The sequence below is a fragment of the Actinokineospora auranticolor genome (assembly GCF_002934265.1).
GTDB classification, from domain to species: Bacteria; Actinomycetota; Actinomycetes; order Mycobacteriales; family Pseudonocardiaceae; genus Actinokineospora; species Actinokineospora auranticolor.
In genome coordinates this window covers 576,830-595,644 of sequence record NZ_PTIX01000001.1, presented here as the reverse complement: position 1 = coordinate 595,644, position 18,815 = coordinate 576,830, and the positions used below count along the sequence as shown (strand labels likewise).

The 18,815-nt window shown below is 73.4% G+C and carries 14 protein-coding genes; 6 read left to right on the top strand and 8 right to left on the bottom strand.

Annotated features, from left to right (window positions below; all coding sequences use genetic code 11):
- The first annotated feature begins 83 nt into the window (after positions 1-83).
- A complete protein-coding gene (locus CLV40_RS02475) occupies positions 84-2,744 on the top strand; it encodes an HAD family hydrolase (protein WP_104476427.1) in 2,661 nt (886 codons plus the stop codon).
- Entirely contained in the window at positions 2,744-3,769 is a 1,026-nt protein-coding gene (locus tag CLV40_RS02470; RefSeq protein WP_104476425.1) for a class I SAM-dependent methyltransferase, read from the top strand. The genes CLV40_RS02475 and CLV40_RS02470 overlap by 1 nt, the downstream gene beginning before the upstream one ends.
- Positions 3,770-3,830: 61 nt before the next feature.
- Here CLV40_RS02470 and CLV40_RS02465 read toward each other — a convergent pair whose 3' ends face one another.
- Complete coding sequence (locus CLV40_RS02465; protein ID WP_104476424.1) at positions 3,831-4,292, bottom strand: hypothetical protein; 462 nt, start codon at positions 4,290-4,292, stop codon at positions 3,831-3,833.
- Positions 4,293-4,524: 232 nt separating this feature from the next.
- On the opposite strand from CLV40_RS02465, the gene CLV40_RS02460 reads away from it, so the two are divergent.
- Positions 4,525-5,379 (top strand): DUF4253 domain-containing protein, encoded by an 855-nt coding sequence (locus tag CLV40_RS02460; protein WP_245930965.1) that lies wholly within the window; start codon positions 4,525-4,527, stop codon positions 5,377-5,379.
- Between the two features lie 133 nt (positions 5,380-5,512).
- On the opposite strand, the gene CLV40_RS02455 is transcribed toward CLV40_RS02460, so the two are convergent.
- Positions 5,513-7,687, bottom strand: coding sequence for a TerD family protein (locus tag CLV40_RS02455; protein WP_104476420.1), 2,175 nt, complete (start codon positions 7,685-7,687; stop codon positions 5,513-5,515).
- Positions 7,688-7,811: 124 nt separating this feature from the next.
- A complete protein-coding gene (locus CLV40_RS02450; protein ID WP_104476419.1) occupies positions 7,812-8,393 on the bottom strand; it encodes a hypothetical protein in 582 nt (193 codons plus the stop codon).
- 156 nt (positions 8,394-8,549) lie between these two features.
- Here CLV40_RS02450 and CLV40_RS02445 point away from each other — a divergent pair, with 156 nt between their 5' ends.
- The 3 genes from CLV40_RS02445 (at position 8,550) to CLV40_RS37705 (ending at position 10,579) form a co-directional block, all read left to right on the top strand.
- Entirely contained in the window at positions 8,550-9,602 is a 1,053-nt protein-coding gene (locus tag CLV40_RS02445; protein WP_104476417.1) for a sensor histidine kinase, read from the top strand.
- Positions 9,599-10,219 (top strand): response regulator, encoded by a 621-nt coding sequence (locus CLV40_RS02440; RefSeq protein ID WP_104476415.1) that lies wholly within the window; start codon positions 9,599-9,601, stop codon positions 10,217-10,219. The genes CLV40_RS02445 and CLV40_RS02440 overlap by 4 nt, the downstream gene beginning before the upstream one ends.
- A gap of 195 nt (positions 10,220-10,414) precedes the next feature.
- The gene (locus CLV40_RS37705; protein WP_181043278.1) at positions 10,415-10,579 is read left to right on the top strand and encodes a hypothetical protein; all 165 of its coding nucleotides are present in this window, start codon (positions 10,415-10,417) and stop codon (positions 10,577-10,579) included.
- A 2-nt stretch (positions 10,580-10,581) separates the two neighbouring features.
- Here CLV40_RS37705 and CLV40_RS02435 read toward each other — a convergent pair whose 3' ends face one another.
- Genes CLV40_RS02435 through CLV40_RS02410 form a run of 5 tightly spaced genes read right to left on the bottom strand, consistent with a single transcriptional unit; the run spans position 10,582 to position 18,746 of the window.
- Positions 10,582-11,679 carry a macrolide family glycosyltransferase gene (locus CLV40_RS02435; protein ID WP_104476782.1) on the bottom strand — a complete coding sequence of 366 codons (1,098 nt, stop codon included), beginning with the start codon at positions 11,677-11,679 and terminating at the stop codon, positions 10,582-10,584.
- A gap of 41 nt (positions 11,680-11,720) precedes the next feature.
- Positions 11,721-12,908, bottom strand: coding sequence for a macrolide family glycosyltransferase (locus tag CLV40_RS02430; RefSeq protein WP_104476413.1), 1,188 nt, complete (start codon positions 12,906-12,908; stop codon positions 11,721-11,723).
- Positions 12,909-12,927: 19 nt separating this feature from the next.
- On the bottom strand, positions 12,928-14,658 hold the full coding sequence (locus tag CLV40_RS02425; protein WP_104476411.1) for an ABC transporter ATP-binding protein: 1,731 nt from the start codon (positions 14,656-14,658) through the stop codon (positions 12,928-12,930).
- A gap of 3 nt (positions 14,659-14,661) precedes the next feature.
- Positions 14,662-16,383: an ABC transporter ATP-binding protein gene (locus CLV40_RS37015; protein ID WP_181043277.1), complete on the bottom strand. Its 1,722-nt coding sequence runs from the start codon at positions 16,381-16,383 to the stop codon at positions 14,662-14,664.
- Entirely contained in the window at positions 16,380-18,746 is a 2,367-nt protein-coding gene (locus CLV40_RS02410; protein WP_104476407.1) for a macrolide family glycosyltransferase, read from the bottom strand. Before CLV40_RS02410 ends, CLV40_RS37015 begins: the two co-directional genes overlap by 4 nt.
- Positions 18,747-18,815 lie beyond the last annotated feature (69 nt).

Below are 18,815 nucleotides of genomic sequence, written 5' to 3'. Positions count from 1 at the left end.
GTGCGCCGTCCGGGGAATTGTCCGGGCCGTCCATAAACTGAGCATCCCCGCAAGCCGTGAGCGCGATACCACAGGGGAGACAGATGACCGGCGCCGGAGTGCCTGACATAGCCGAGCACGCGCAACTGGGTCCCGTCGTCGGCATGATCGCCGACCGCTCGTGCGCCGTGCTCTCGCTCGACGTGTTCGACACCTTGCTGTGGCGGCGGGTACCGCGGCCGACCGACGTGTTCACCGTGCTGGCCGCGCACCTGCGGGCCACGGGTCAGCTCCCCGGCTGGATCGGCGACGCCGCGTTCCGCCGGATGCGCATCGGCGCCGAGCAGCGGGCCCGCGCGGGGCGCGGCGCGCTCGGCCCGGAGGTGTCGCTGTTCGACATCTGGCGGGCGATGCCGGAGGCCGTGGTGGACCCGGTCGGGCTGGACGCGCTCGTCGCCGCCGAGGTGCGGGTCGAGCGGTCGTGCACCGTGGTCGACCTCGACGTCGCCGCGCTGATCGGCGTCGCCCGGGCGCACGGCGTGCCCGTGGTGCTGGTGTCCGACACGTACTTCACCGCCGAGCAGCTGGCCGCGCTGCTGGACCGCCCCGAGATCGGTCCCCTCGACGACATCGCGGTGTTCCGCTCCCACGAACACGGCGCGGACAAGGCGGGTGGGCTCTGGCCGATCGTGCTCGGCGCCCTCGACCGCGCGCCGCGGCAGGTCCTGCACATCGGCGACAACCGCGTCGCCGACCACGAGGTGCCCGCCGCGCTCGGCGTGCGCACCCTGCACTACGAGCGCGTCGACGCCGACTTCACCCGCGTGATCGAGCGCGAGTCGGAGACGACGGACCCGTTCGGCCCGTTCGGCGCGCTGGTCGACCCGGCGCACGGCGACTTCGGCATGACCACCCTGCGCGCCCGGACCCTGGGCGCGCACGCCCCCGCCGCGACCGCGTCCCGCACCGCGGCCTGGCGCTACGGCGCCGCCGTGCTCGGCCCCGTGCTCACCGGCTTCGCCGAGTGGGCCGCGCACCGGGCGCACGAGGCGGGGACATCCGTGCTGTGGTGCCCGATGCGCGAGGGCGAGCTGCTCGCCGCCATGGTCAACGCCGCCGCCGAGGCCCGCGGCTGGGCCGTGCGGGCCGAGCCGGTGTGGCTCTCGCGCCAGGTGACCTCGGTGGCCGCGCTCGACCCGCTGGACCCGGGAGCCGTGCGCGCCTTCATCCGCAAGCGGTACCGGCTCAGCGCGCGGCAGCTGCTGGAGATGCTGCGCCTGCGCCCCGGCGACGTGCCCGGGCTGGTCGGCTCGCTGGACTCCCTGCTCGACGACGAGCAGCTCGTGGACTCCGTCGGGCGGGCGCTCACCGAGACCGAGCACCTGCGCACCCGGCTGTCCAAGGTGGTCGACACCGCGCGCGAGCGGCTGGTGCGGTCGCTGCGCGCGGCGGGCGCCCTCGACGCCGAGGACCTGACCCTGGTCGACCTCGGCTGGGGCGGCACGATCCAGCACCAGCTGGCCAAGGCGCTGCGCGACGCGGGCGTGGACATCGCGCCCGCCGGGCTCTACCTGGTCGCCGACGAGCGCGCCGCCGGGGTGCTGCTCGACGGCCTGCGCGTGGAGGGCTACCTCGGGCAGGTGGACCACCCCCGCGAGGTGGTCCGCGCGGTCAGCCGCAGCCCCGAGGTGGTCGAGCAGTGCGTCAACGCGCTCTGCGGGTCGCTGCTGGCCTTCGACGAGGACGGCGCGCCGGTGCTCGGGCCCGTGGAGGGCAGTGCGGCGCAGCAGGCGGAGCGGGCCGCCGCGAAGGCCGGTATCCGCGCGTTCCAGGCGAATTGGGCCCGCTACGTCGGCACCGACAAGAACTGGCCGCTGCTCGGCACCACCGCGGCGCCGCGGCTGGCCACCGTGCTCACCCGCGCGCTCCAGGCACCGGACGCGCGGGAGGCCGCGTTCCTGGGCGACTGGGCGCACGAGGACAACTTCGGCTCCGCGGTCGTCACCCCGGTGGTGCCCGACGACCTGGCCGCAGCCATCCCGTACCTGTCCCCCAACGACCTCGACGACCTGGACATGCGCGACTGCTTCTGGCCCGCACTGCTGGCCGCGTCCGACCCGGGGCTGGCCGCGGCCACCCGGGCGGTCGCCGAGGGCGCGGTCGACCGGGCGGTGTTCGAGCCGAGCGGGGAGCCGTTCGGCACCCTGCTGCGGTACCGGCTGGCGGACGACACCTGGCACGACACCCCGCGCCGCCGGGTCCGGATCAACCACAACGGGCTGTCCTTCGCCCGCGTCGACTTCCGCGGCCCGGACGTCGTGGACGTGTCGCTGGCCATCCCGGGCAGACCGGCGATCGTGCGGGTGGACTGGATCGAGGCGCGGGTCGTCACCGGCCGCGAGGGGCGGGCGTGCGCGCTGCGCTGGGAGCAGCCGGACGAGTTCGCCGAGTTGACCTTCGTCGACTGCCGGTGGCTGGGCGGCAACCTGGTGGAGTTCGAGCACCCGCACGCGGCGGTGTGGCTCCCGCTGGCCGCGCGCTGTGGGGCGGCGGTGTCGTCCGGGCAGGTCACGGTCGCGTTCGCGATGCTGCCGCAGTCGTGGTCGCTGCCCGGTCCCCGGATGCCGGAGGAGCGCGACCCGGCGCCGATCCCCGCGCAGGTGGCGCTGTCCACGCGGGTCGTCGAGGAGTACCGCGCCCGCGGGCCGGTCGGGGTGATCGCCGGTGCCGCCAGGGTGGCGGCCAGGAAGCTGACAGGAGACTGATGAACAGCGTGACCACCGGCAGCCGCACCGACCCGCACGCCCAGGCCCGGCACGCCCGGCAGCTCCCCGTGCTGCTGCACTCCATGGCGGTGTTCCGCGAGATCTTCGCCGTCGTCTTCGCGCACCGCGGCGTGTCCACGGTGGTCGAGGTCGGCGTGGAGTCGGGTCACGTCAGCGGCGTCTACGCCGAGCTGGGCGCGACCGCGGTGTACGGGGTCGAGCCGAGCCCGGACGCGCGGGTGCGTGACACGTTCGCCGCCAACCCCGCGTTGCGGTTGGTCGAGCGGCCGTCGCCGGAGGCACTGGCCGACCTGCCGCTCGCCGACGTGTACGTCCTCGACGGCGACCACAACTACGCGGTGGTCCGCGAGGAGCTGCGCTGGATCATGACCCACGCGCCGGACGCGGTCATCCTGATGCACGACGTCCTGTGGCCCGCCGCGCGCCGCGACATGTACTACGAGCCCTCGCCCCTGCGCGGCGGCGACAAGCACCCCGCCAGCCACGACGGCCCGAGCGCGTGGCACGACGGGCTGAGCCCGGCGGGCTTCATCGGCGCGGGCGCGTACACCGTGGCCGAGCGCGCGGGTGGCGAGCGCAACGGTGTCCTGACGGCGGTCGAGGACGCCTTGGTGCTCAACCCCGGCTGGACCTTCAGCGTGGTCCCGGCCGTCTTCGGGCTCGGCATCCTGGTCCCCGGTGGTGCCCCGTACGCCGAGGACCTGGCCGAGGCGCTGCGCCCGTACACCGGGTCGGAACTGCTGGCGACGATGGAGAACAACCGGATCGCCCTGTACACCCGCGTCCTGCAGCAGCAGTACGACGCGGCGGCGAACGAGGCGGACCGGGCGGCCCTGGTGGACACGATCACCTCGCAGCAGCGGGAAATCAACCGGTTGAAGGCGGAACTGGCCGACCCAGAGGCCGAGGTGGACCGGCGGGCCCTGCCGTGGGACCGGTTCCGGCACCTCGCCGGGCAGGCCGGGCGGTCGGGACTGTCCCGCCTCCGCCGCTACCTCCGCTGACGCGCCTCCCCCGTGCGGACACCTGGGGCAGGGCGGTGGAAACCGCCCTGCCCCAGGGCTTTCACCGAGGGATGCTCAGGAACAGCAGCGACTGGAACGCGCCCGCGAACTCGCCGTCCGGGAAGACGACCTTGGCGACGCCCCGGCAGTTGGTTCCGTTGTAGAGCAGCACGATCCGGTCGGACCCGTTGACGGCGCGGGTACCCGGGGCCCCGCCCTGGGTGGTCACGCACTGCCGGTCCGGCACGTCGCCGACGCGGACCACGCCCGCCGGGCCGCTGTAGGTGAAGCTCGGTGTCTCCGCGAGCCGGGCGACGTCGCCCGCGCACCCGTCGACCGGGTAGGCGACCGGCGCGGTGGCTCTCTGGCCGTACACCACACCCGCGCGCACGCACGTCTCGGCGGGACGGGTGTTGGTGGTTTCCCCGGACCTCGGGCCGTCGGCCGCGGCGGCGGGGGTGACGATGGCGGTCGCGGCGACCGCGAGCGCGGTGCCCGCGAGGACGCGCGTGAGGCGAGCCATGGCGATTCCTCCTTCGGTGCTTCCGGTTCGGACACAGGGGAAGTTGCCCGGGAAACCAGCTCTCGAACGTGTCAGCCCCCCATCGTGTGGCCGCGCGGTCGGGAGGGGTCCGCTGCGTGTCGTCGCACCGGATCGGCCTGCCCCGTCGGTGGCGGGGCCGGTGCGCGGGCTCACCCTCCGTGGATTCGGGAACGGACCACGCGGTGTCGGTACGGCCGGCTACGATCCGCGCGTGACCGACCAACAGCCGTTACCCGCCGACCTGCGAGCCCTGTTCGCCGACGGCGCCGCGTCCCGCGTCCTGTCCGTCCCGCTGCCGCCCGGCCGGGCCGTGCGCTCCGAGGAGGAGGTCGGCGACCGACCCGCGTTCTGGTTCAGCGACGGGTCCGCGCCCGAGGGGCTGTGGGCGCGGCTGCGCGCCGAGCACGCCCGCTCCGGCCTGTGGCCGCTGCTGCTCGACGCCCTGGACGACGACGCGGCGGAGTACCGGCCGTGGGGCAGCGGCGAGGTGTGCCCCGGCGCCATGTCCGCGCCCGGCGGGCACGACGCGGCCGCGGTGTTGGCGGGGTGGTGGGCGGAGCACACCGGCATCGGCGACAACGGCGACGACGACCTCTCACCGGCGGAGCGGGCCGCGGTCACCGCGCCATACGGCCGCGACTGGCCCGGTCCGGCTCCCGCGCCCGCCGCGCGCGTCGACGCGGACCGCGCCGCCGACGACCTGGCGGAGCACGTTCTCGACGGGCACCCGTCGATGCGGCTGGGCCTGGTGGCCGCCGAGCGGGGTGCCGACGCGGTGGCGGTGGCGGGGTGGACCGGCCCGGCCAACTACACCGAGGACACCGCGGAGTTGTCGGCCGTGCTGCGCGACTGGGAGGACCGGTTCGGCGCGCGGGTCGTCGCCGTAGGCTTCGACACCCTGCTGCTCAGCGTCGCCGCCCCGCCCGCGACCCTGGCCGAGGCGCTGGTCGTGGCCGCCGAGCACTTCGCCTTCTGCCCGGACAACGTGTGGCAGGACACCGAAACGCTGACCGCCTACGCCGAGCGGCTCGTCGACGACCACTCGTGGGCGTTCTGGTGGGACTGATCCGCACGAGGTGAAAGGGGCCCGCGCGGTGCGCGGGCCCCTTCGGCGAGGAGAGCGCGGGGACTAAGCCTGTTCATCAACGATGGAGAAGGAAGTCCCCGCATTGCCTCGCGTCGCCGAGTCTACTCCCGGATCAGCGCGGCACCAACAGGTTTAGGTTCTCGGTGGTGATCGCCGTCGACCCCGCGGGCAGGCCGTCGGGGCGGTGCAGGCCGAGGAACACCACCGGCGCGTCGAACCGGTCCTGGTCGCGCCACAGCGTGACCTTGCCCGCCTTGGCCCGCAGCAGGGTGACCAGGTAGCCGATCGTGAAGTACCGGCGCCGCAGCAGGTTGCGGACCAGCAGCGCGGTGCTCATCCGGTTGGACTCCAGTTGCCGGAAGGTGGGCGAGCCGTTCAGGTACAGGTGCAGCCAGGTCGCGGTCCACGCGCCGGACGCGTCGCGGGAGAACATCACGGGCAGGGCGACCCGGCCCGCGCCGCGCATCCCCGAGCGGGTGCGCACGGTGCGGGGCTCGAACGGGGCGCCGCGCTGCGCGGGTTCCCGCGTCATCCAGCCGAACATCGACTCCGCGACCTCGTCGAAGCCCTCGCCCGCGTAGACCGAGACCTGGGGGACGATGTGCGCGGCGGAGACTGAGCCCAGCGGGATGTCGATGAACTCCGTGGCCCCGGACGGCGCCTCGGTGACGTCGCCGGAGTAGGTGATGAGGCCGTCCTTGGTGTTGGTCCACGACACGTGGCCCAGGTAGCCGAAGTGGTCGTCGAGCAGCAGCGCGCCCAGGTCGAAGTCCGTGCGTTCGCGGGTTTGGCGCCAGTACGTGAACATCCGCAGCACCGAGCCGTCCACCCGGGTCCGCGACCCGCGCGGCAGCACGGCGAAACCGTCCTCGGTCGCCTTGCCGGACAACGGGATCGCCACGTCGAGCACGGCCGGGTCGACCACGAGGTGTTCGTACGCGGGCAGGCGATCGATCAGCTCGGCGTCGATGAGCGAGGTGATCCGGTCGACCGCGGCGCGCGGCAGCGGGTCGCGGGTGTCCTGGGTGACCCACGCGCGGCGCGACCGGGTCGGGAAGACCCGCGCGCCGCCGGTGCCGGTGCGGGTGGCCAGGTGTTCGCGCACCGAGCACAGCACGCGGCCGGACACGGAGTCGAGCACCAGCGCCGCGACGTCCGCCACCGAGTCCACTTCGGACTCCGTGGCGCACGAGCGCAGCAGCCGGTCCAGGGAGCGCATGAACATCGCCGGCGCACTGCCGAGCACTTCGGCCGCGCGCACCACGTCCCCCGCCGCGAACGCCAGCTCGGCCCGGGCGGCGAGCGACCGGACGGTGCGCTCTCCGCGCGCGACGGCGAAGACCTCTTGGGCGTGCGGGTAGGCCGGGTACTCGTGCGGGTGCAGCCCCTCCCCCAGCCGCTTGAGCGGCTCGCGGTGGCGGGCGACGTCACCGAGCTTGCCCCCGGTCACCGAGTTCAGCGCGGCCATGAGCACGCGCCGCTCCGGCCTGCGGAAGCGGCGGAACCTGCTGGTCTGCTGCAAGGTCACGTCGCCGCCACTGGCCTGGCAGGCGACCCGCAGCACGTCCGCGACGGTGTCGACGCCGATCAGGGGGCGTCCGCCCGCGAGCCGGACCGCGTTGATCACGGCCTTGTTCTCCCGCACCGGGACGTCCGGCAGTTCGGTGCTCGGGCACAGCCGGGCCAGCTCGGCGAGCAGCTCGAGGTCGACCTCGCCGAGCGGGGTGGTGGACCCGGCGAGCGCCACGTACAGCGCGCTGGTCTCGGCGTCGAGGGAGTCGCCGAGGTGCACGACCGTGATCCGCTCCGCGCCGAGCGCGACCAGCTCGTCGTGCGCGGCGAGCAGTTCGGCGAAGGTGTGCTGGTAGCGGCCGTAGCGGGGCAGGCTGAGCAGGTCGACGCCCGCGCCGAGGCGGGCGCGCAGCTCGTCGTCGGTCGGCACGCGCTTGCGCCACCGGCCGCGCTCGGCGGGGGCCAGGGCCTCCCGCAGGCACTTCGCCCAGAACTCGACGGTGTCGGGCACCCGGTTCGGGAAGTTGATGAAGTACGAGTTGTGCTCGACGTGCGCTCCGACCAGCTCGCGGACCGCGTCGACGACCTCCCGGGCGAGCCCGGTCGCGGCGGCGGGCGCCAGGCCGCTGACGTGTTCCAGCAGGTCCCGCGCGGCGGTGAACCCCACCTTGACCAGCGCGATGTCCAGTTGCCGGGCGACGGCGGCACCGTCTCCCGGCTCGCCGTCGACGCGCGGTACGCGCAGTGTCCTGCGGATGATCGCCTGGGTGCGCATCGCCTTCCCCGTGTCCGATGTGGAGTGACCCACCGGGCTCGCGGAGCCGCGGCGGGTTCCTCCATGGTCCCTTGGCGGGCAAACGATATAGGGCCTCCTCAGGAGCCTGCCCGGATACGCCCCGTCACGACCGCGCGGCGCTCCGTCCGCCCTCGCGCGCCGTCGACCGGGTCAGCGCCACGGCCAGCCAGACGAGGGCGGCGCCGGAGACGATGTGGAAGGAGCTGGTCAACAGGGTGTCGGGGAGCGGAGCGGCGAGGGCCAGGGCGGGCAGGGCGAGGGTGTAGGCGATCGAGGGGACGCGCGGGAGGACGCCCGCGCGGGCCATCGTGATGCCGAAGAGGACGGTTCCCACGGTGAAGACCAGGGCGCTGCCCAACAGCGCGTACATGGTCGGACCTTGCAGCAGCGTCTTCGCCGTGGGTTCGGGGAGGTAGAAGATGCCCATGTTGAGCATGAACGCCGCGCCACCGAAGAGGCCGAGGCCGATGGTGTTGAGGGTGAAGGCGGTGGCGCCGAACGGGCCGGTCGCGGCTTGTTGGCGTTGGTGCAGGGCGATGAGCAGCGGGACCGCCAGCGCCGGTGACAGGCCGAGCAGGAAGCTGGTGGCGGCGGTCTCGCCGGTGACGGTCTCGACGGCGGCCGGTAGCGCGATGAGCGCGCCCGCCGCGATACCGCACCAGGCGCCCAGTCTGGTCGTGTTCATTCCGGTTCCTCCCTTGTGATCGCCGGAAAGGTAGGAGCGCGGGCGGTACCGGCGGAAGTGCCGCGCGGCCAAGGCGGTGGCCGGAGGTCATGTGCCTTTCGGCCAAGGAATTCCCGTGGTGCCGCGGTGGCGCGTAGTGTTCGGCCAGTGCGCAGGATGCCGTGGGTGACGAGTGCGGTGTACGGAATCGTGCTGGTCGCCGGGCTGTACTGGGTGTTCGCCGGACTGGGGCCGAACGATCCACTGAGGACGATCGGGTTCGGCGCGGGCGTCGCCGCGTTGTTCGCGCTGGAGTGGTTCGCGGCGCGCCACGAGCACGCGGCGGCCTTCCTGGCGGCGCGGCTGGCGCTGTTCGTCGCCGTGGCGCTGCTGGACGGGTCCGGGCTGTCGCGGGCGCTGTTCGTGCTGCTGCCGTTCCTGGCGTACCTGGGCTTCGGGCGCGCCGCCGGGTCGGCGCTGGGCGCGGTCTGCCTGGGGCTGCTCGTCGGCGGGTTCGCCGTGTGGGTGCCGGAGTGGTACCGGCAGGCGGCGGTCGTCTCGGACCTGCTGATGTTCGGCCTCGGCCTGGTGCTGGCGGTCGCGATGGCCGAGGTCGTGCTGCGTGAGCGCCGGTCGGCGGCGCGGGTGGGTGAGCTGTCGGCGGCGGTGGAGCGCAACCGGTTGGCGCGCGACATCCACGACAGCCTCGGCCACCACCTGACGGCGATCTCGGTGCAGTTGGAGAAGGCGGAGGCGTTCCGCGCGCACGATCCGTCCGTCGCCGACCGCGCGCTCACCGACGCGCGTCGGTCGGCCCGGCTGGCGCTGGAGGACGTCCGCGCGTCGGTCGGCGCCCTGCGTGCCCCGGTCTCGCTGGTCGCCGCGCTGGGTGATCTGGTCGACGGTGAGAAGGTGACGTTGCGGGTGGTCGGCACGGAGCGGCCGATCGGCCAGGCCGCGGTGACCACTCTCTACCGCGCGGCACAGGAAGCGCTGACCAACGCCCACCGCCACAGCGCGGCCGACGAGGTGCGGGTTTCCGTCGAGTACACCGCGGACGAAGTTCGACTGACGGTGCGCGACAACGGGCGCGGGTTCGTGGTGGCAGAGCAGGTGGACGGTTTCGGTCTGGTGGGTCTACGGGAACGGGCGGCGTTGGTGGGCGGGGTGGTGGCGGTGGAGAGCGCGCCGGGGGCGGGCACCACGGTGCGTCTGGCGGTGGGGGCGTGAGCGTGCGGGTGCTGGTGGTGGACGACCAGCGCCTGATCCGGGAGGGCATCGCGTCGCTGCTGGGGTTGCGGGAGGGCATCGAGGTCGTGGGGACGGCGGCCAACGGGAAGGAGGCCATCGAGCGGACCCTCGCCCTGGCACCGGACCTGGTGCTGATGGACGTCCGCATGCCGGAGATGGACGGCGTGGCGGCGGTGGCCGTGCTGCGCGACCGCGCGCCCGCGAGCCGGGTGCTCATGCTGTCGACCTTCGACGACGAGGAGTACGTCGTGCAGGCCCTGCGCGCGGGCGCGGTGGGCTACCTGCTCAAGGACCTCCCGGCCGCCGACCTCGCCGAAGCCGTGCGGTTGGCGCACGCGGGCGTCACCCAACTCGACGCCGCGGCGGCCCGGCACGTGACGGCGGCGCTGTCGTCGGGGCACACGGGTGAGGTGACGGCTCGGGAGACCGAGATCCTGCGCCACATCGCGCGGGGCGCGACGAACCGGGAGATCGCCGCCGCGCTCTACCTGAGCGAGGGGACGGTGAAGAACCACATCTCCCGGATCCTGACCAGGCTCAACCTGCGCGACCGCACCCAGGCCGCCATCCACGCGCGGGACCGCGGTCTGCTCTAGGGGAGCATCTGCACGAGGTAGACCACCCAGGCGACGGTGAACGCCCCCGCGCCCGCAACCACCACACCCTGCGCCGGGCGGTGGCCCGGCCGGTCGCTCGCCGGGCCGCCACGACCTCGGCCCTGGCACGCACCAGGGGCCGCACTGCGGGAAGAGATCCTCGAGCGAATCCGGGCTCAACGGCACCTCTTTGTCGTGATCGGCTGGACCGTCGGTTTCGTCATCGCCAGCCTCGCCCGGACCAGTCTGGCTCTCCTGCGGGTCGGCGGTCTCGTGACCACCGGTCTGACGACCATTCTGGTCCTACAGGCATCGGGCTGGTTGCCGGTGCGTGGGTGGAACCAGACCGGTTCGTCGTGAACTCAGCAACACGCCTCGATGATGTCCGCCGCGCGGGTGGCGCCACCCGAGGTTTCGATCGCCGCACGCATCTCGGCGAGGTTGTGGCGGATGGTCCGGTCGTTGGCGACGTGGTCCACGACCTCCCGGAGGGCGGAAAGGTCCTTCAGCCGCACACCCAAACCGAGCTCCTCGACGCGGTCGGCGTTGATGGCTTGTTCCGGTGTCTGGGGTACCGCGATCAGGGGGACGCCGTGGGTGAGGGCTTCCATGGTGGAGTTCATCCCGGCGTGGGTGACGAAGGCCCTGGCGTGGCGGAGGACGGCGGGTTGGGGGAACCAGGGGCGGACGTCGAAGTTCGGTGGTACCGGGCCGGTGTCGCGGGCGTTCATCGCCACCTGCCACGCGCCGTCGGTGAAGTCGGTGGCGCAGGTCCGGTAGAGGGCCGGGTCCGACATCATCGAGCCCAGTGCCACGTACAGCAGCGGCTGGTCCCCGTGCCGGGGTGACCACTCCTCCTCCGCCCGCCGACCCAGCATGGGGCCGACGAAGTGGAAGGTGTCGTCGAAGCTCTCGGCGGCGGGTTGGAACTCGGCGGGGACGAATACCAGGCTCTGCCGTTCGGGTGCCTCGACCACGGTCGTCACGTCCAGGTCGACCCCGTGCTCCCGGGCGAACCGCGCGCACTCCGGAGCCAGCACCCGCACCGGGGTCAGGTCCATGAGCTGGAACGACGCGTTCGACGCCAGGTGCGGCAGGTAGCGCAGGGCCGGGATCTCCCACTGCCGTGCCACGACGCGACCCTGCCAGTTCGTCGCGTCGTAGCAGAGCAGGCGGGGTCGGTTGGCCCGGCAGTGCCGCAGCAGCACCGGGTGCGCGGCCCGGATCGCGGCGAAGTAGTGCCGGAACCACGACTCGGCCGGGTTCGGTCCCCCGGGGCGGAAGTCCGGGAGCCGGGGCAGCTCGACCCAGCGCGCCCCGGCGCCGACCACCGCCTCGGCGTGTTCGGCACCGGTCGCGTACTCGACCCGGTGGCCGCGCCGGACCAGCTCCGCCACCAGCGCCAACGTCGGTGTGACGTGGCCGTGGCCGAACAGCGTGACGAACAGCAGGGGCCCCATGGCCTTGATCGTTTCGACGGCCGGGGCACCCCGCAAGCGAATTACGGCTGGAGCACGCCCGCGACCACGTCCGCCGCGACCGCCGGTCCGTCCAAAGCGGACAGTACGTCGCGCATCCGGTTCACGTGTTCGCGGATCGCGCTGTCGGCCGCCACCGCGAGCACGGCGTCCCGCACCCCCGGAGCGGACGCGTCCACCGAGCGACCCAGGCCCAGTTCCGCGGCCCGGCGGGCGTTGATCCGGTGCTCGGTCACGTCCGGCGGCACCAGTACCAGCGGCACGCCGAACGCCAGCGCCTCCATCATCGTCCCCATGCCCGCGTGGCACACGAACACCGAGGCGTGCGGCAGCACGGCCGCGTGCGGCAGCCACCGGTGAGCCTCCACATTGGACGGAAGTTCGCCCAGCTCCGCCACCGCCACCCGGGATCCCAGCGTCAGCACCACGTGCCAGGGCAGGTCCGCGAAGGCCTCCGCGCAACGGCGGAAGAACTCCGGGTTCCGGTTGAACGTCGTGCCCAGCGAGATCAGCACGACCGGCCGACCGTCGGCCGGGGGCTCCCACGACACGTCCGACGACGGGTTCAGGCACGGCCCGACGAACGTGTGCCGGGCGTCGAAGTCCGCCGCGTTGATCTGGAACTCCCGGGGCATGAACACCAGGTTCGTCGCGTCGCACGGGGTCAGGAACCGCTCGACGCTGACCCCCAGGCCGTGTTCGTCGATGAACTCCGCCACCTTGGCCAGGAAGTCCACGATGGCCGGGTGCTCGGCCGAGATCGGCTCGTCCAGTTCCGCGGCCTGCAGGTGGCCGAACACGAACCGCTCGTTGGAGGCGAACACCGGGAACAGCTGGATGGCGCGGGCGCCGTGCTTCTGCGCCAGCGCCCGACCGGCGGGGAAGGTGCTGACGTCGTACACGTACACGTCCGGCGGTTCCGGCAGGCTCTTGTCGAACAGCCGCGTGGTCACGATGTTCTCCGTGATGCAGCGCAGGGGCTCGCGGGAGACGTAGTCGGTGGTGAACCGCTCGGGTTGGGCCTTGCCCGCCAGTTCCGACTCGTACAGCAACGGTTCCGCGCCCGCGGCCACCACGGCCGGGGCGAACTCCGCAGTGGTGGCGAAGGTGACCCGGTGGCCGCGCGCCACCAGTTCGGCGACCACGGCCAGGGTGGGCATCACGTGCCCGTAGGCGGGCAGGGGCAGGAACAGGACGTGACCAGGGCTCATCTCATGCCATCCTCGGGTCTCAGCTCTCGTGCCAGTAGCCGACGAGGTCGGCGTAGAGCGGGGAGGTCGAGCGCAGTTCCTGGTGGGTGCCGACGTCCGGGGAGCCTGCGTGCAGCAGCACCACCCGGTCCGCGCGCATCGCGGAGCTCATCCGGTGGGCGATGATCACGACCGTGCGGCCGGTGGCGGCGAAGGCGTCCTCCGCGCGGCGCTCGCGTTCGGGGTGCAGGTGGCAGGTCGCCTCGTCCAACACGACGACCCGTGAGGGGGACACGTACGCGCGGACCAGGGTGACCAGCTGCTTCTGCCCCTCGGACAGCTCGTTCGGCGCGTCGATCCGCCCGTCGAGCCCGCCGCGCGCCTCGACCAGCTCATCGGCGCCGACGGCCGCGCAGGCCCGCGCCAGTTCGGCGTCGGTGACGCCCGGGTTGAGGTAGGCCAGGTTCTCCCGCACCGAGCCGGAGAACACGTACGCCTCCTGGGGCAGCAGGGTGATGGCCCGGTGCGGCCAGGTCCGGTCGAGGTCCGCGACCGGCACGCCGTCGAGGGTGACCGTGCCCCGCGATGGGCGGTCGAGCCCGGCCAACAGGTTGGCCATCGTGGACTTCCCGGCGCCACTGGGCCCCACGATGACCAGGCGCTCCCCCGCGGCGATCGCCAGGTCCACCCCGTCGAGGATCTTCTCCGCCGAGGCGCCGTAGGCGAACTCGACGTCGCGCAGCACCAGCCGACCACCGGTCGTGGTCGCGGTGGGCGCCGGCTCCGGGTGGGCCGGGGGGCGGGCGTATTCCTGGATGCGGGCCAGCAACACGCCGATCTGCAACCCGATGTCGCCGACGACGCGGACGATCGCCCGCAGTGCCGGGTCGAGGCTGCCGACCAGGTAGGTCGCCGCGCCGAGCAGCTCGCCCGGCGTCAGGACGCCGGAGGACACGGCGGCGGGGGCGGTGAGGAGCAGCGCGACCAACGGCAGCCGGGCACCCAGGGCGAGGACCGCGACCCGGCCCGCGACCACCCGACCGACTCGGTTGACCGCGCGGGCGTGGTGGTCGATGTCGGCGGTCAGGTCGGCAGTCGCCCGCTCGGCGGCCCCGACGGCCACCACGTCCCGCAGCCCCAGCAGGGTCGCGCTCGCGGTGCCGGACAACCGCTCCTCGGCCAACAAGGCCTCCCGGACCCGGCTCTGCCACCCGCTCGCGGTGGTGGCCAACACCACGATGACGACCACGGTCGCCGCCACCGACACCCAGGCAACCGGCGGAGCCAACCAGAACAACCCCGCGATGACGAAGACGAGCGAGAACACGGCCGTCCGCAGCACGGTCAGCAACTGGGACAGCAGCATCCGCAGCACCTCGGTGTGCTTGGTGACCCCCTCGACACTGCGACCGTCGACCGACTCCCCCGGCACGACACCGCGCGCCAGGGTTGCCCGCACCGTGCGCTCGACCAGGTCGTAGCGCAGGGACTCGACGATCCCGGCGAGCGGCAGCACGGCCTGGCGGGCACCGAGGCCGCCGAGCACGACGGTCGCGGCGTAACCGCAGAGCAGGAGGAGGCCGGTGGCGAGGTCACCCGCGAGGAACCCGCGGTCGAGCGCCGCCGCGACCAGCGCACCGGAGACGAGCGTCGGCCCGGCTTCGAGCAGCGACCACAGCAGCAACCGAACCAGGTCACGCCGGTGCCGGTGGGCGGTCTCGGCCAACAGCCGCCAACCGGTGGCCGGACGCAGAGCGATCACGGTGTCCACGACTCAGCCCCCTGTCTCGGCTGGGGCGGGGTGCTCGCGCACCGCGAACACCGCGCGGTACAACGGGTCGTTCAGCAGCTCGCGGTGGGTTCCGATGCCCGCGACCGTGCCCGCGTGCAGCCACACCACGAAGTCCGCGCGGGCAGCGGTGGCCACACGGTGTGCGATGAGGAGGCGGGTGCAGCCTCGGGCGGCTACGTGCAGGGCCGCGCTGATCGCCGCCTCGGTCGCGGTGTCCACACTGGACAGGGCGTCGTCCATGACGATCAGGCGGGCGGATCGGCAGGCGGCTCGGGCCAGGCCCAGGCGTTGCACCTCGCCGCCGGATAGGCGCAGGCCGTCGAGTGGGGTGTCGACGCCGGCGGGTAGGCGGGCGACGAACTCCTCGGCACCGGCCGAGCGCAGTGCCGCCCGCAGCCGGGCGTCCGGCACGTCGGGGTCGCCGTAGCGCAGGGCGTCGGCGATGGTCAGGCCGAGCAGGTTCGGGCGTTCGAAGGCGTAAACCACGGCACGTCGGAGGTCGGACTGGCGTAGGTCGCCGATCGGGGCGCCGTCGAGGGTCACGGTGCCGGTGTCGGGGGCGAGGAGGCCGCCCGCCAGCGCGGTCAGGGTTGTCTTGCCGACGCCGGATTCCCCGACGACCGCGACCGTGCTGCCCGGTGGGATCTCGAAGGTGACGTCCCGCAGGATCGACCGCCCGCCGACCCGCGCGCCGACTCCCCGGAAACCGAGCGCGCCCCGGCCGTCCGGGAGCGGGCGCGTCCCGCCCGGTAGGCCCGGCGCGTCGGCGACCGCGCGCAGCCGTTGGGCCGCGGCGCGCAGTTGGCCGATCTCCCGGGCGCTCCCGGCCTGGGCGAAGATGCCCATGGCGTGCGCGAGGTACGCGGACGCGGCCAGCATCTCGCCCACCCCGATCCGGTGCGCGAGCACACCCCACCCGGCGACCGCCAGCACCGAGACCTGCAGCAGCGGCGCCAGGATCGCCGTCTCCCAACTGACCCGCCGCTGCCGCCGCCAGATGCTCAGCGACAGCCCGCGCAGGTCGCGGGCGGGCGTCAGGACGCGCTCGGTCTCCTGGTCGACCGTGCCGCTCGCGCGGATGGTGCGCAGGCCCCGGATCGCGTCGGTGAGCCGGGTCGCGACGTCCGCCTGGGCGACGGCGGCCTCGGCGCTGAGGGTGGTGATCCGCTTGATGTGGCGCAGGGTCAGCAGCACGAACACCGGGCCCAGCAGCAGGAACGCCAGACCGATGCGGAAGTCGATGACGAACAGCGCGACGATGCCACCGAGCGAGGTCAGCAGCGGCACGAGGACGCGGGTGACCAGGTTGGCCGACTGGGCGGTCTGGTCGGTCGAGTCGGTCAGCCGGTTGAGCAGGTCGCCCTGGGTGAACCCGCGCTGGCCGCGGAAACCGAGGGTGAACACGTGGCCCAGCAGGCCGAGCCGCAGGTGCCGCAGGGCGCGGGTGCGGGCGGAGAAGTCCGCGACCTCGGTCAGGCTCTCCGCGATCAGGCCCACCACCAGCAGCCCGACGACCACGAGGACGAGCCGATCACCCGGGCCGCGCTCGAGCGCCGCGTCGATCGCGGCGCCCAGCAGCGCGGGCACGGCGATGATCACCGCGGTGTTGACCGCGCTCACCAGCACCAACCCCAGCGTCGAACCCCGACCGGCGCGCAACGCGGTCGCGATGGGCGAGCCGCGGTCCCCCAGGTGCCGCGTCACCAGGTCACCGGCATCTCGTGCACGCCGTAGTGGTCCATGTCGTCGCGCAATCGCAACTCCTCCGGCTCGACGGCCAGGCGCAGATCGGGGAACCGGGTGAACAGCGCCGGGTACGCGACGCGCAGCGTTTCGCGGGCCAGGTACTGGCCGACGCACTTGTGCACGCCGTGCCCGAACGCCAGGTGACCCCGCACGTCCCGCGCGAGGTCGAGGCGGTCCGGCTCGGGGAAGCGCGCCGCGTCGCGGTTGGCGGCGGGCAGCGACACCACCACGGTCTCCCCCGCTCGCACGAGGACCCCGCCGACCTGGACGTCCTCCAGCGCGCACCGGCTGGCGCCGAACTGGGAGATCGTGAGGTACCGCAACAGTTCTTCCACCGTATTGTCCACATCGGACAACAAGCCCGCGCGCCGAGCCGGATCCACCAATAGGGCGAACGTGCCGAGCGAGATCATGTTGGACGTCGTGTCGGTGCCGCCGCCGAGCAGCGCCCAGGCCAGGTTGCGGAGTTCGACCGCGCTGAGGTCGCCCCGGGCAGCCAGGTCCGCGAGCGCTCCAGTCGACAGTCCGTTCGCGACCATGTCATCAAGGAGCTGGCCCACGACGGTCACCGCGTCGATGAGTTCCTCAAGAGTCATCTGGAGGCGCATGATGGTGTCGAGGTTGTCCTGCAACGGATCCCGGATCTCGACCGGCACGCCGAGCAGGTCGAAGATGACCCGGGCGGGCAGCGGACGGGCGAAGTCACGCACCAGGTCGGCGGCCCCCTGGACGGCCATGGCATCGAGGAGTTCACTGGCGACGGCCTCGATGGCGGGACGCAGGTCCGTCGCGGCGCGCGGGCTGAACAGGTGACCGATCACCCGCCGGTAGTGCGTGTGGTCAGGCGGGTCCATCTTGTTGAACGCGCCCGGTTCGGCGGCAGGCGGACGGTGGTCGCCGGGCGGGAGTTCGAACGGTGGGGGCAGCGGCGACGCGAGGAGTTCGCTGCGGTGGCTGAACCGCGCGTCGGAGAGCACGGCCTTGGCGTGTTCGTACCGGGTGACCAACCAGCCCTCACCGCCACCGGGGAAGCTCAACCGCCTGGGCCGCTCCGCGGCGAGATCGCGGTAGCCGGTGGGCGGGTCGAAGGGACAGGCACGGCGTCGTGGCAGGTCGATGGCGGTGTCGTCGAGGCCGGACTCGAGGAAGTCCGCGGCCCTCGGCGCGCCCCCCGCTGCGGCGATGTCAGCTCGGAAGGCCCCCAAATGAGCCCGCCCGCCGGCCACCGCCGCGCGCACGGCGTCGCGGAGGTCGGCGGCGGTGAGGCCGCTCGGGTCGACGCGCCGCCCGAGTCCCAGCTCCACGAGGCGGGCCGCGTTGATCCGCTGCTCCGGCTGGAACGGGGCGACGACCAGCGGCGTGGCGTGGCGGCCCGCGGCGAGGATCCCGCCCATGCCCGCCTGCGTCACGAAGACATCGGCGTGCGGGAGGACGTCGTCGTAGGGGACCCAGGGGTGCGCCTCGAAGTTCGCGGGCAGCGGCGGGACCTCCGCGTCGCCGGTCGCGAGGACGACGTGCCACGGCAGGTCGCCCAGGGCGTCGGCGCAGACGCGGAAGAACTCCGGCTGGTCGTTGACCACGGTGCCGAGCGAGACGAACGCGACCGGTCGGCCGTCGCCGGGCGGGGCCCAGGTGGGCGCGCGGCCGGGCCGGGGGCAGGGGCCGACGAAGAGGTGGTCCGGGCCGAAGGTGTCGCCGTGCGGCTGGAGGGAGCGGGGCAGGAAGACCAGGCTCCGCTCACCCTTCCCGGTGGTGATCTCGTCGGCGTCGTCCGGGTCGAGGCCGTTGTCGGCGAGGAACCGGCGCATCAGCTCGCCGAAGGCGAGGACAGCCGGGTGGTCGGCGGCGAGTTCGGGGTGGCCCGCGTGGTCGACCTGGGCGCGCATGAGCGAGTAGGTCTCGTTGGAGGCGAAGACGGGCAGGAGCTGGCAGGTCGGCACACCCCACTTGCGGCCGAGCACGCGGCCGGGCGCCCAGACCGTGGAGTCGTAGGCGATGGCGTCGGCGCGGTCCGCGAGCTGCCGCTCGATGGCGGCGGTCGTGCCGATGATCTCGGAGACGTACTGGAGGAACGCGCGGCCCACCTCGTCGTCGGACCACTTGGCGGGCGGGGTGACCGTCGACATCAGCGCGGTGTCGTACTCGATCACCGCCGCGCCGGTCCCCGCCGCCGTCGCGGCCACGGCGGGGGTCACCGCGTAGGTCACCCGGTGGCCGCGGCGGATCAGCTCCTCGGCGACGGCGAGCGTCGGCGTGACGTGCCCGGCCGACGGGTACGGCAGGAACACGACGTGTTTGGGCGCACGGGTTGGTGTGACCACAAGTGCATCGTGTGCCCCGCGCGGTCGGGGTGGCCGGGGCCGGGCGGGAGGTCTAGGAAATCCCTCACA